Origin of the sequence: Nostoc sp. (assembly GCF_036917135.1) — a bacterium.
Lineage (GTDB): Bacteria > Cyanobacteriota > Cyanobacteriia > Cyanobacteriales > Nostocaceae > Nostoc.
Window position 1 is genome coordinate 1 of record NZ_JBALEA010000086.1, and the last position, 13,291, is coordinate 13,291.

Genomic DNA, 13,291 nt, shown 5'->3' on the forward strand with positions numbered 1-13,291 from the left:
GCTAGCTATAGATAACAGAAAACTATCTCTATTCATGCTTGAATAACTGGTCAACCCTTGAAATTGCTTTTTTATGACTTTTTCAGCAACCCCTATTTATGGCGGCTCAACTTCACCGTTATAAGGCTTCGTTATTTATGGCGGCTCAACTTCACCGTTATAAGGCTTCGTTTTTGGTTGGGACGATACTTGAGCCGCGTCTGCTTGAATTCAGCAGCAAGTTACTGCAATGATATCTGCGTCCGGTTAGCGCGAACGTTATACGTCGTTATAATAGCTCCAGAGGGTGCAATTGCATAGGTCAAAGTAGGGCGATCGCCTATCGCCGTAGGCTAGGTTGACAACAGGAAACCCAGCATCACTTTTCTCTGGCAGTACTAACCAGAAGCCAGATTCCACTTTAAGCTGCAACCGTGGATGCGATCGCAAGGCTAAAATGAGAGGGCGATCGCTTCCTTTCACCAGCCCTCAAACGAGGAGATTCTCAAATGCCATTAGCTGAACTCATGTCACAGACCCTACCAGATTCAAGCCAATATGGATGAGGTTTTCCGACTTGTGTGTACACAGTAAGTCTTTAGACCGGAAAGTGTCAACCCCACAATCTCCTACCTGCTTTCCCATTTAATCTTTCGTGAGTATCTGCCAATAAAGCTGGAATATCTAACTTTTCTGGACACCGAGGCAAACAGTCACCGCATTCTGTACAACGATCGCCTTTCATACCAGGGAACCAGTGACCTGCATTTTCAAACATTCCGTAACGATATTGTCCATAGTCTTTCATGTCGTATGCCACTACGAGATTACGTAAGCGCAATACCTCTGGAATATTGATATTTTCTGGACAGGGTAAACAAGCATAACACTGGCTACACTTATCAGTTTCCAAGGTAACTTTTTGGTGATTTTCTAAACGCCAGAAAGCAGAAATTTCTGCTGATTTTAGCTCTCCATCATCGTCAGCAACTTGCAAAGGTTCCATTAATTCATCTGGGTTTGCTGGCCCTATACTTAAAGTAGTAATACGGTTATCAGCAAGTAAAAATCGATAATTTAATTCTAAGGGTGAATACGGGTAACACAGGTCTTTAAGGGTTTGGGGTGGCGTGTAAAGGCGTCCTCCCTTATCAGCAGGGGAAATAATAAAAATGCCCATATCCTTATCGGCAGCTGCTTGAATCGCTGGTGCATGCCGTTGAAAAAAATAGTAATAATGCAGATTGACAAATTCAAAAAAATCTGTATTTATTGCAGCCTGAATTAACTCTAATGACCCGTGGGTGGAAAAACCAACGTGCCGGACTCGACCATCAGCAACAGCTTCCTCTACGGCTTGCATACAGCCATTTTTGGCTTGCACCCACTCCAAATGTTGCCAAGTGTTTAAACCATGAACACCTAAGCAATCCAAATAATCTAGCTGTAATCGTTCTAGGGATTCGTCGATGCACCGACGCATGGAGTCAGCATCAGCTGTCGCTGAGATTTTGGTAGTGATGTAAAGCGTTGTTCGGGGTACTGATAACCCAGCTTTTAGCGCCTGACCAAGATACTCCTCGCTTTTGCCGTAACCTCTGGCGGTTTCTAGATGATTAATTCCTAGCGCTAAGGCTTGTTCGATGGTCTGGTGAGCGTTTTCAACAGAAGCCAGGTAGCGCATTGTTCCCAGAGAAAAAACCGAGAGGCGCAGATTCGTTTTTCCAAAGCGTCGGTATTGCATCTTTAACAAAGAGTTAGGAGTTAACAGTTAACAGTTAGGAGTTGAAGCAAATAACTCATAACTCATAACTCATAACTCATAACTCATAACTCATAACTCATAACTTTGATTTAGCTGTCGCCATTACCAAAGCGCTTGATCAAATCTTCAGGACGGAGATTGGAAATAAATTCACGGAAGGCTTGCTGTTCGGCTTCATCTGCATCGCGGTCAACGGGGATAGAAGCATCGGCAATAACTTCTTCCATTACCCAAATTGGTGTATTTGTACGGAGGGCAATAGCGATCGCATCGCTAGGACGCGCGTCAATTTCTTTTTTGACCTCGCCTTGCTGGACAATTAAAGCTGCATAAAATGTATCCTTTTGCAGGGAATGAATAATTACCTTTTCTAGAGTCATGTTCCAAGTCTCTAGAAGATTCACAATCAGGTCGTGAGTTAAGGGTCTGGGAGGCTTCTGATTCTCCAGTGCGCCCATAATGGCCCTAGCCTGTTCCTGACCAATGTAAATTGGCAAAGCTCGCCGATCTGAAGAATCTTTCAAAAGTACGATTGGGCTGCGGGTTATGGCATCTAATGCTATGCCAGCGACTTTCATTTCAATCATTGGCTAGGCCTCTACAATCCTTTGAGAACCTTGGATGCTGTGTAACAAATAGTACCCCTTTTTAGGCGGTTTGGCGAGAGCAATAAACATAAGCATTTGTTCTCTATAATTGCTTCTATTAAACTCCGAACTTGTGGTGAAAACCAGAGTAAGTCAAATTGGTCTTCTTAAACAATAACCTTCTTACCCAAGTATGCCTTGTGAAGGATGCTAATGTGTTAATGTTCCTATCCGAAAAAAAGTCAGAAAATATACTTGGATGTTCTAGATTTATGTGACAATTACCAATTGATTTCTGCCAAAATTAGGCCATAAATAGAGTTAGTTTGACAAAAAAGCCGTGTTTACAGGATTAATCCAAGCATTAGGAACGATGGAACCCCTGGGGGGGGATTCTTGGCAAATTACTTGCATAAGCAATTCGTGTAAAGTAATTATGCAAGATTTGGCCTATGGTGATAGTGTTGCTGTAGATGGTGTTTGCCTGACAGTAGAAAAAGTTTTAAAAGACGGGTTTATCGCCACAGCTTCACCGGAAACGCTACGCCGCACGACTCTCGGAGGTGAGCCAACCCAACAGAGATATGTCAATTTAGAAGCGTCGCTAAGAGTGGGTGGCAAAGTTGGTGGTCATTTTGTGATGGGTCATGTAGACGGCATTGGGCGATTGCTAGTGGCAGAACAAACGGCGACTTCTTGGGAAATGACCTTTATTGCATCTGATGCGATCGCACGGTACATTGTCCCCAAAGGTAGCATAGCTGTCAATGGCATCAGTCTCACAGTCGCAGGATATGAGCCAGAACTCTGCCAATTTAAGGTGTCGGTAATTCCCCTCACATACACCGAGACAAATCTTCGCTATTTGGTGGCTGGCAGTTTGGTAAATCTAGAAGGGGATATTCTCGGCAAATACGTCGAAAAATTCCTTCATTCTGGCAACCCACACAGCAAACCCTCTGATGACAATAGTATAGATGGCATTACACCCGCATTCTTAGCAGAACACGGGTATCTCTAACATTTTAGATTTTGGATTTTGGATTTTAGATTAATTTAAAATTTAAAATCTAAAATCCAAAATTTCCAATCTAGCTGCCCGGTTGCTGGCTAACCTGAGCAGTTTGCAAGCCTCGTACTAACTGGCTGAGGGCGCTTTGTAATTCCACGCCTGGATCAGTAGCAACCCACCCATCTTGTGTTAAGTGGCGGACTTCAAAGTGCAGGTGAGGACCTGTGGAAGCCCCGGTGCTGCCAACTCGCCCGATGATGGTTCCAGGTTGTACCCATTGTCCAGGTTGAACAAGGATTTCTGACATGTGACCGTAGAGAGTTTGTTCAGCAGATTTGTGATTTAGGATAACGGTTAAACCATAACCACCCATCCAGTTAGCAGTTTCCACTTGACCAGCAGCAGCTGCCAAAACAGGTGTTCCCGTGGGCGCACCCAAGTCTGTACCAGCATGGAAACGTTGATTACCTGTGATTGGATGAACTCGCCAACCAAACAAAGAAGTAATCGGAGCGGGAATAGATAATGGATACATCATTCCCGTACCACTATAGGCAACTCTCACGGTGGAAGGCATTTGCGGCAATACTGATGCCAGCGAGAAGTCGTAAGCTACAGTGCCAGGGCGGGGGGCAATGTTGCCATCTGCCATTGGTGGAGGTAAAGTCCCACCACTCGGCGTGATGGGAGTTGCACTCACTGTTGTCGGGCTGAACTCGCCAGGACTCGGAATAAACCGATTCGGGCGAAATGCGCTCTTGCTGTTACCAGTAGAACCACTTTGAGCAGGACGCCATCTGCTGGTGTTGCCAGTAGTTGCAACCTGGCGCACGGGTGGTACTACTGGTAATTGGGCGTTTTCACTTCTTCTGAGCCAAGTAGGTGCTGGTTTACCATTAGAATTAGCTACACTCTTCTGGGGTACTTTGGCGCAAACTGACGGCAAAATAGCTCGACAACCACTGGAGCGTTCGGTGAGAATTACAGAATTTGGTGCTTGATAAGTACCTGTAGCACCATTGTCATAACTATTAGGATCAATAAAGGCGTTATTATAATCCTTGGTTTTCCCCACTGTTGCACTGACAGGGCTGTTTGAGTTATTTGATGGTTGAGCAACTTCTGGGAGTTTTTCAGGTAAAGAGCGGGTACGGGTATTGGGTTTTTCCGGTGTCACCCTTACAGGAGTGACTTGGGAAGCTTCTACCTTTGGCTCTGACTGTCTGATAATTACAACAGGTTGGGCAGTTTCGATTTTGGGTGTAGACTGCCTAACTGGATCTTTTGATTGAGCAACCTCTGGGTTACTTAGTCTCTGTCTGAGTCTGGTTCGCCGTTGGGAAAATTCCGGTTGCGCTTGAGCCGCTTCGGGTGCAACAGCCTGTTTTTTTAAGCCGAGCGAAGTCGTACCACTTCGTGGAAGCAAGCTACGCGTAGCGTCTCGCAGAGAGGCTTTAACTGGATTTATAACTGCTGTTGTTTGGGAACTTTCAACAGTGGGAACGATGTTGTCTACTTGTGTTTCCGTTTGGGCAAACACAAAGCCGCCACTGAGGAGGCTGAAGCTACTCAGCCAACAGAGGCTCTGAGCTGGTAGCGTCGAGGCAAAACGTTTTTTGGTCAGACTTGGCTGCCATAAGTAGTGCAAACGATGATGGGCAGAATTATTGCGCTGCGTCATTTGTTCTCTCAGTTGTGTGTAATTAGTCTAAAGAGATGATGCTAGTGGTTTGTCTTGCCCAAAGAGCGAAATTTTGAACAAACCTCAGATTTAAACGGAAGATTTATGGTATCCCAAACTGATTGTACCGGGTTCAATATAAATTTCCGGTGTAATTAGTTCCTTTGTATTGTATGATTCTAAATCAACTCGTAAATTTCCTTGAGGAGTCACTCCAACTACTGTACCTGAAAGATTATTGACGTACACCCGATCGCCCATGTTTGTAAGCAAATCTAGATAGCGAGACAAGAGTATGCTTACTCCTTCTTCCCAAAGGCACTCCATACCGGATTCTATTCCCAACAAGACTGTAGAGGTGAGCATTTCCAGACAAGGAATCGGTCTGAAGTCTTGGAATGCTTGCCACGATTCCAGATTTATTCCAGTTTCTGGTACTGGGTTTGTCCAGTTAATCCCAACACCAATTACTGCTTGGGTGATTTGTCCTTTGTTTACTTTGGTTTCCGTCAAAATGCCGCCGAGTTTGCGACCATCTAAAACTAAATCGTTAGGCCATTTTATCCCAACATCTATACCGCATTGGCGCAATTGAGACGCAATTCCCCAAGCTGTAGCAAAAGTTAGCTGATAGCTGTCAGTGGCCGCTATTTTTTGGTCGAAAGAAATGGCCACGGAAACGTATAGTCCCCCAAGGGGAGAAATCCACTGGCGGCCCCATTGTCCCCGCCCAGCAGATTGATGAGTTGCGATTACTACTGTTCCCGAAATAGCTCCTTGGTTAAGTAAGTTCCAAAGGGTTTGGTTGGTTGAGGAGACGCTTTCAAAAAAGTGGAGGGAAAATGGTAAATATGTATGTTTACGCCCTGCTTGCAAGGCTGATTCCAAGTTTTGCAGATTAAATCCCACAGCAGTTAACCCAAATTCCGTTGTTCAAGTTAGCATTGATTGGCTAATGAGTGATTTCTGTTTAGGTTTGGTTGAAGATGCACACTTGGCACTGGCGCAATTGGGAAGGACTGCCCTATTTAACTTGTAGTATTCTGGAACGTTGGCATCACGGCTTTTTTACCCAGCAGTTTTGGCCGCGATCGCCACAAGTTCTCACAGAAGTATTGCAACCAGAGGCATCAGTCTATCGCTTAAAGCAGGTTCATGGCAATACTGTTCTCACCCCCCAAGAAGTTGAAAGCTTTTTAAGCTCTGCTGGGGAGGATCTAGCATCGGCAGATGGTTTAATTAGCGAGCAGCCTCTACAAGCAGTCTGGGTAGCTAGTGCAGATTGTACACCCGTGCTGATTGGGGATGTGCAAACTGGACGGGTGGCAGCATTACACGCAGGTTGGCGGGGAACTGCGAAGAAAATTGTCCCCTTGGCGATCGCTCGATTACAATCTCAAGGCAGCAAACTCGATGATTTGAGAATTGCGATGGGACCAGCGATCGCTGGTGAAGTTTACCAAGTCTCTATGGAAGTGGCTGCCGAAATTGGAGCCAGCATTATACCACACAATGATGAAGAAAAAATTTTAATCGCATTACATGAGCTACCAAATTCACCTTTACTAGAAGACCCGAATCCTGGAAAGGTACGGCTGGATGTCCGGCGAGTGAATAGCTTACAACTGGAAAATTTGGGGATTAGTGCAGAACAAATTGCGATCGCACCTTATTGTACTTTCCAAACTCCAGAGCATTTCTTTTCTTACCGCCGAGAGAAAGAGAAAAAGGTGCAATGGTCTGGAATTGTTAGCTTTTCTGGTAAAGAATCTTGCTGAATGTGTACAAATTCTTGGACGATTTAAGAGTAAGCTGTTCCACAAATAACCTTGCATAATTAGGGCGCTCATGTTGCCCACCACACAAGAGTTATATTAATTTTTAATATGCAAACTAGATATGGTTTAGCTTATCAATACCAACTATCCTGTTAACGCTTCCTTCAACAACTCACGGTGCATTAATGCCCTATCTACTAAAGATTGTATTTTCTCTGGTGATAAAGGATCACCGTTAGCATAATGCTCCATCCAAGTCAGACCAATCAAATTGGGATCATCAGGTAAACTTGCTAAATCCCACCCAGGCATTTCTAAGTCTTCCATAAGACGATTTACCTTGGGATCATAACTAAGAGCAAAACAGCGACAACCAAGAGATGCTGCCATAATTAAGCTGTGCAGGCGCATTCCAATTGCCATTTCCACGCCGCGAAACACACCTTTTAAAAGTTGCGGATCTTCTAGACACAAAATCTGGCTGACGTCTTTAAGTTGGGGTTGAATGGCTTCGGCAATACTTAAATCTTCACTTTTTTGAAATGGCAGTAGTAAAATAAAAGCTTGCGTGGCTTTTTGAAAGTCAACTAAAGCACGAGTTAAGTTTGCCAGACGTGTTTCTGTAAGTTGGGGATGCGATCGCAAGGTTACCGCAACTCTCGGCGCAGGTAAATCCCAAAGTCCTGGTACTGGTTTCGACTCCAACGCCCAAACCGGGTCAGGAGCTATGATACAAGGAATCTGCCAATCAGATAATAAAGCAGCACTGGCGCGATCGCGGACACTGACTTTGGTACAATTACCAAAAGTTTGCCGTGCCAACCAACGAGTTTGCGGACGCACTAAGGGGCCGATACCCTGCGCCCAAGCAACAGTTTTCAAACCCATTTTCTGCGCTAATGCCATCAGTCCCCCATAATAAAAGGGGCTGATAGTACTGGTAACATCTTGAATGAGACTCCCACCGCCCCAAATCAAGGCATCACTTGAGCGCAAAGCTTGTATTACAGGTAAAGGAGCCATGCGATCGTAGGTTTCTACATTGTAGCGATCGCGCGTTGACTCTGGATTACCAGAAAGCACCACAGGGGTCACATCAGATGGTAACATTTGCAAAAGCGTTGCTAACAAAGCTTCATCACCACCATTACCTTTACCGTAATACCCAGACAATAATGCCCGCATCTTGACCATTTTAGATTTTGGATTTTGGATTTTAGATTAATAGCTTTTTTTAACAGACAAGTAGGGGCAATTCATGAATCATTGGTGTGAAGTTAACGTTAAAAGAGCGGTTAGAAACCGCGTTTATACAGACGAAACCCGCCTGCACGGGTTAAAAACATTAATTTTCTCTTAGTCCGCGCAGGCGGACGAGAGTTTGTGTAGCCGCGTTCGCCCTACAGCCCTTTGGGCATCCTACGGCAGGCGTGCCGGAGGCATCATTCCATTCGCCCAGGCTTAAGTTGACACCAATGTTCATGAATTGCCCCTACTTAAGCAACTTGTAAAAGGTAGGCAAACTTCCGCCACAGTCTACTAGACTCATTTCCAAGTTTGATTTTCAACGTAGCTATCTATATAAAGATGTGAAAACTCCTAACTCCTAACTTCTAACTCCTAACTCCTAACTTCTAACTCCTAACTCCTAACTCCCCACTCCCCACTCCCCACTCCCCACTCCCCACTCTATGCACACCCTTTCGATTCCCACTTGGATTATTCATATTTCTAGCGTTATTGAGTGGATTGTCGCTATTTGGTTAATTTGGACTTACGGCGAACTGACTAATAACCGCAATTGGTGGGGATTATCCCTTGCCATGTTACCAGCTTTAGTTAGCGCTATGTGTGCCTGTACCTGGCATTATTTCGACAACGCCGAATCTCTAGAATGGATGGTAACGCTTCAAGCTACCATGACCTTAGTTGGTAATTTTACACTTTGGGCAGCAGCCTTTTTGATTTGGCGTTCTACTAAATCTCCTGACACTGTTGAACCAAAACCTATCAAATCAGAGCAATGATTTCTAAAGAAACCCTGTTTGCACTTTCACTGTTTCCCTATTTGGGTTTCTTGTGGTTTATCAGCCGCAGTCCGCAAATGCCGCGTTTAGCGCTGTATGGATTTTACGGCACTCTCGTTTTTGTTGCCATCACCATCCCAGCCGGAATTTACGCTCAATTGCATTATGGCGAGTCTTTGGCCAATGTAGATTGGTTACATGGTGGTGCAGAACTATTTTTGACCCTTTCTAATATCTTGCTTGTGCTGGGTTTTGGACAAGCTGTAAGGCAATTAAAAAAGGGATTAGGGACTGGGGATTAGGGACTCAATACTTGGAAAACTTGGAAGGGATTGGGACTTAAACCAAGTAGCGATGCCTCCGGCGAGCTATGCTTACGCACGAGAAGAAAACTCTTCCCAGTCCCCAGTGACGCGACCCGTTAAAAATGAAGATATTAGTGTTTGATGGCATTAGAGTTATGAGGAAGAATTAAATGGATGTAATTCCAGCGATTGATTTACTAGAAGGTCACTGTGTGCGACTGTATCAGGGAGACTACGATCGCTCGCAAGTTTTTAGCGAAAATCCTGCTGATGTTGCCAAACAGTGGGTAGATGAAGGTGCTACCAGATTACATATAGTTGATTTAGATGGTGCCAAAGCAGGTAAAGTAGTAAACCTGGGGGCAATAGAAGCGATCGCTCATGCGGTGTCAGTGCCCATTGAAATTGGTGGAGGATTGCGCGATCGCACCAGCGTACAACAAATATTTAATCTCGGCATACAGTGGGCAATTCTCGGCACCATCGCCGTCGAACAACCCCAGCTAGTGCAAGAACTCTGCCAAGAATTTCCCGAACAAATTATCATCGGGATTGATGCCCGTAACGGCCTCGTAGCAACTCGCGGTTGGTTAGAAACCTCAGAAGTTTTAGCAACCCAACTGGCTGTACAAATGCAAGAATTGGGCGCAGCCGCCATAATTTACACAGATATCCACCGAGATGGTACACTCACAGGCCCCAATTTAGAAGCTTTACGAGAACTTGCAGCAGGAATTTCCATCCCGATAATTGCCTCTGGCGGGGTAAGTTCTGTCACCGACTTGTTGAGTTTGTTGGCGTTAGAACCTCAAGGTGTAACTGGTGTAATTGTCGGACGTGCTTTATATACTGGAGATATTTTACTCAAAGAAGCATTACGAGCGATCGGGCCTGGGCGGATTCAGGATATTCCACCGAATCTAGGTTTTTCTACCTTTGCTTGATATTTTCTGTCTTTAGTAGAAAAATCCACACACTGACTCAGAGTACCGAGTCCAGTGTGGGATTCTTAACCAGTCCAGCTATTTGTTTTAACTAAACAGTGAACGGTACGGAGGATGAAATGGTTGTAACACTGCAACTGCGCCAGATCGACGTTCAACCAGGGCAGTACTTGACATTGCGCGAGATCAGTTGGGCAGAGTTTGAAGCAATTCTAGAAGAACTTGGAGAACATCGCGCCGCACGAGTTGCTTACTATCAAGGGCTGTTAGAGATTCGCATCCCTTCACCAGAACATGAAGTTGACAAATAATTAATCGGCGACATGGTTAAAATTCTACTTGATGAGTTAGAACTTGACTGGGAACCTTACGGATCGACAACATTTAAGCGATGCCTAGGTTGATCTGCGCCTACGCAAATGGCAGCAGGTGTAGAACCGGATAGCTATTTAGGCAGTGGGTGCGTGAAGCGTTATCTCGGTAATCGACAATACCCGTAATCTAGATTAAATTGTATTAGACTTTAAAATTTAGTATTATTTATGTCTAGTCAAGAACAAAATTCCAACCAAGCATCGAAGCAAACACAGGCTAGTGGAACAAAGAAGAAACTACAACCTCCCCCAGACATCAAAAAACCAAAGAAAACTGAATAAAAAGCTTTCTAGTTTATTGTAGAGATTTAAATTAAATTATGTCTCTACAATTCTCATTAAAAATAAATCAGGCAAGAATTCAGCACCCAGGAATCAGAATTCAGAATTTAGAAGAAATCAAGCACACTTGATATATTGATTCATCAAATGTTCTCCTGAATCTTCAACTATTCTGACTTCTGAATTCTTACAAAATCAACTTATTTGTTTTTCGCTTGAGTCTTTGCCTGTTCTAAAGCTATTTCTTTAATAGCCTGATATGAATTAACATTTGAATTACCTTCAATAGCTTTAACCGCCAAATCCTGAACTTGTTTGAGAGCAGATTCAAGTTGTTTAGAAAGATTTTGAATCCGTGTCTCTTGATTAGTAATAGTTTGTTCTAGAGATTGCAATCTTTGTTCATAGAAACGCTTTTGCCCTTCCACTTCCTTAGAATATAAATCTGATTTTACTTTAGCTTGATAGTGGGCGATGCCTTTGCCTTCTTCTGTAGCTTTTTTAATAGCTGCTTCTTTATCTTTCGGAAAAGCCTCTACCTTGGTTTTTAATTCTTCAAATTGTTTCTCTCTCTCAGAAATTGCTTTCTCTCGTTCAGCCCACTGTTTTTCTGTTTCTTGTAGTAATTCTTCCAGTTGCTTATATAGTGCTTTCTGCTCTTGTTCGTATTCGTCACTTTGCAGTTGCCTCTGGAGTTCTAAATTATATTTATACTCTGACGCATCACGTTGTCGAGTTTTATGCAAGTTTTCATTCCGTTCTTTTATCGCTCGTTGCTGTTCCTCCTGTTCTTTTCCCCAAGTATTCTTTTGCTCTAGTATTTCTTGAAATAACACTTCAGAACGCTGGCTATATTCATCCTGATAAGCTTTAGTATTATCTTCATAGGCTTGGATAAGAGTATCCAAGATATCATCAGAAATCTCTAAATTATGCAACTGTGCTAATTGCTGGATTTCTTCTTCTAAATTCCGCCTAATTTCTTCTAACTTCGAGGCTTTTGTGGTTAGCTGTTCCGATAATTCATTAGCAGAACTGCCAAAACCTAATTGAATCTTCGCCAAGCTTTCAATTGTATTATTCATCTTTTGTTGGACACTAGAAAGCTGATTCATAGGTATTTTTTGTTCTAATTTAGGCTGTTCTTTACTTCCAAATTGGTTTTCTTTGGCAACTTGATCGAGTTCCGATTTCAGTGCTGCTTTTTCTTTAGCTAACTCCTCATACGCCTGAAGAATTTCTACCTTAGTATTCTTATCAGTCGGTTTTTTCACCACCACAACAAACCTCCTCTTCAGGAATTTAAAATGATTAAGATACTAGAGACTCAAAACTATTTAGGATTAGAACTACCAAAAGCCCTCATAGCTAAGTCTTGTGCTTGTTTTAATGCAGTTTGCAACTGAGCCGAAATACCTTCTATTTGCTCAGACTGTTTCTTAATTGTTTCTTCCAGAGATAGAATTTTTTGTTCATAACTCTGTTTGTTAGATTCCCATTCTCTTTCAAATAAATCAGCCTCAATTTTAGCTTTTTGGCTGCTTTCTTTAATTGCCTCTTCCCTAGCTTTCTTAACGGCTTCTTCCATCTCGTTAGGAAACGTAGTTACTTTTTGTTCATAGTCTGCAAAGAGGGGTTGGCGTTCAGCGAATATCTTTTCTCGTTCTGCCCAATCTTTCTGTTTCCTTTGAGAATTTTCTTGGATTTCCCTTTGTTGTTGGCGCTTTATCGCTTCGTAGCTGTCTGTATTGAATTTACGAGTATTTTCTAACTTATACTGAGATTCTTCTTGTTCTTGCTGGCGATCTTTGGCTAATAAATCATTATATGTTTGGAGTTTTTCTTCATACTCTGCTTGCTCTTTTTGCCATTCTTTTCGCCTGATTATAATTTCTTTTTCTAGTGCTTCCCTTTTGCTGATAGTATCTTGTTCGAGGTTTTTTAATTTTTCTTGGTGTTCTTGACTTAAAATGTCTAGAGTATCTGCTATCACTCTAATTTGTTGAAGCTCTTGTAGACGTTGAGTTTCAATTTCTATAGCTCGGTTCAATTCATCTAACTTAAAATTTTCTTGAGCTAGTTTTTCAGATAATGCATTGAGAATACTGCCAAACTCCAATTGTAAATCAGCTAAACCTTTGACAATACTATCAACTGTATATGCAGAAGCTGCTTGGAGAATTTCTTGACTTTTTGCCTTTTCTGCTTCCTCTTGTTTGGTTGCTATTTTAGATTCGAGCTTTTTTCTTTGGATAATAATTTGTTGAAATGCTTGCATTAGTTGTTGTTTGCTGTCCTTGACTCCAACTGTAGTCATCTTCCAACTCCCTCCAATAGGCAATGATTTATTGGGTAGCAAGCCATACCAATGACTACCCTATGCAGACATCAGAGTAGCCTTTAAATCGACATTTTTCTCACAGTGAAAATACTGAAATGATCATATAGGACACTTAGTGGAGTACGAATTTTCCACATATATGTTAGTTATGTCCTTCTGTTTTTCAGTTATGGTTTTCCCTTTGAGGCTTATAGTACTTTTGTACTAAAATAAATA

13 protein-coding genes and 1 pseudogene are annotated in these 13,291 nt (G+C 42.8%); 6 read left to right on the top strand and 8 right to left on the bottom strand.

Going from position 1 to position 13,291, the window contains the following annotated elements; translation table 11 throughout:
• Positions 1-258 precede the first annotated feature (258 nt).
• The 3 genes from V7K50_RS26505 to V7K50_RS26515 all read right to left on the bottom strand — a co-directional run bounded on the left by V7K50_RS26505 (position 259) and on the right by V7K50_RS26515 (position 2,331).
• Complete coding sequence (locus V7K50_RS26505; protein WP_334965348.1) at positions 259-462, bottom strand: hypothetical protein; 204 nt, start codon at positions 460-462, stop codon at positions 259-261.
• Positions 463-592: 130 nt separating this feature from the next.
• Positions 593-1,723, bottom strand: coding sequence for an aldo/keto reductase (locus V7K50_RS26510; RefSeq protein ID WP_334965350.1), 1,131 nt, complete (start codon positions 1,721-1,723; stop codon positions 593-595).
• 110 nt (positions 1,724-1,833) lie between these two features.
• Positions 1,834-2,331 carry a bifunctional nuclease family protein gene (locus V7K50_RS26515; RefSeq protein WP_012406891.1) on the bottom strand — a complete coding sequence of 166 codons (498 nt, stop codon included), beginning with the start codon at positions 2,329-2,331 and terminating at the stop codon, positions 1,834-1,836.
• Between the two features lie 340 nt (positions 2,332-2,671).
• Between V7K50_RS26515 and V7K50_RS26520 the strand changes: the two genes are divergently transcribed.
• Positions 2,672-3,352: a riboflavin synthase gene (locus tag V7K50_RS26520; RefSeq protein ID WP_334965352.1), complete on the top strand. Its 681-nt coding sequence runs from the start codon at positions 2,672-2,674 to the stop codon at positions 3,350-3,352.
• A gap of 70 nt (positions 3,353-3,422) precedes the next feature.
• On the opposite strand, the gene V7K50_RS26525 is transcribed toward V7K50_RS26520, so the two are convergent.
• Positions 3,423-5,024 carry a M23 family metallopeptidase gene (locus V7K50_RS26525; RefSeq protein WP_334965354.1) on the bottom strand — a complete coding sequence of 534 codons (1,602 nt, stop codon included), beginning with the start codon at positions 5,022-5,024 and terminating at the stop codon, positions 3,423-3,425.
• A gap of 90 nt (positions 5,025-5,114) precedes the next feature.
• Entirely contained in the window at positions 5,115-5,933 is an 819-nt protein-coding gene (locus V7K50_RS26530; protein WP_334965356.1) for a biotin--[acetyl-CoA-carboxylase] ligase, read from the bottom strand.
• A gap of 77 nt (positions 5,934-6,010) precedes the next feature.
• Here V7K50_RS26530 and pgeF point away from each other — a divergent pair, with 77 nt between their 5' ends.
• Positions 6,011-6,802, top strand: coding sequence for a peptidoglycan editing factor PgeF (pgeF, locus tag V7K50_RS26535; RefSeq protein WP_334965358.1), 792 nt, complete (start codon positions 6,011-6,013; stop codon positions 6,800-6,802).
• A 144-nt stretch (positions 6,803-6,946) separates the two neighbouring features.
• On the opposite strand, the gene csaB is transcribed toward pgeF, so the two are convergent.
• Complete coding sequence (csaB, locus tag V7K50_RS26540) at positions 6,947-7,987, bottom strand: polysaccharide pyruvyl transferase CsaB (protein WP_334965360.1); 1,041 nt, start codon at positions 7,985-7,987, stop codon at positions 6,947-6,949.
• 506 nt (positions 7,988-8,493) lie between these two features.
• Between csaB and V7K50_RS26545 the strand changes: the two genes are divergently transcribed.
• From V7K50_RS26545 to V7K50_RS26560, 4 genes and pseudogenes are all read left to right on the top strand, one after another.
• Complete coding sequence (locus V7K50_RS26545) at positions 8,494-8,829, top strand: DUF2499 domain-containing protein (RefSeq protein WP_334965362.1); 336 nt, start codon at positions 8,494-8,496, stop codon at positions 8,827-8,829.
• Positions 8,826-9,131: a DUF3593 domain-containing protein gene (locus tag V7K50_RS26550; protein ID WP_334804503.1), complete on the top strand. Its 306-nt coding sequence runs from the start codon at positions 8,826-8,828 to the stop codon at positions 9,129-9,131. The genes V7K50_RS26545 and V7K50_RS26550 overlap by 4 nt, the downstream gene beginning before the upstream one ends.
• A 173-nt stretch (positions 9,132-9,304) precedes the next feature.
• Entirely contained in the window at positions 9,305-10,078 is a 774-nt protein-coding gene (gene hisA, locus V7K50_RS26555) for a 1-(5-phosphoribosyl)-5-[(5-phosphoribosylamino)methylideneamino]imidazole-4-carboxamide isomerase (RefSeq protein ID WP_334965364.1), read from the top strand.
• Between the two features lie 119 nt (positions 10,079-10,197).
• A pseudogene (locus V7K50_RS26560) lies at positions 10,198-10,467 on the top strand (Uma2 family endonuclease); the annotation flags it as partial.
• Between the two features lie 467 nt (positions 10,468-10,934).
• Here the strand turns inward: V7K50_RS26560 and V7K50_RS26565 are convergent.
• Together V7K50_RS26565 and V7K50_RS26570 are read right to left on the bottom strand one after the other, a co-directional pair.
• Positions 10,935-12,014: a hypothetical protein gene (locus V7K50_RS26565; protein ID WP_334965366.1), complete on the bottom strand. Its 1,080-nt coding sequence runs from the start codon at positions 12,012-12,014 to the stop codon at positions 10,935-10,937.
• Positions 12,015-12,067: 53 nt separating this feature from the next.
• Positions 12,068-13,051, bottom strand: a complete 984-nt coding sequence (locus tag V7K50_RS26570) for a hypothetical protein (protein WP_334965368.1) — start codon at positions 13,049-13,051, stop codon at positions 12,068-12,070.
• Positions 13,052-13,291: the final 240 nt, after the last annotated feature.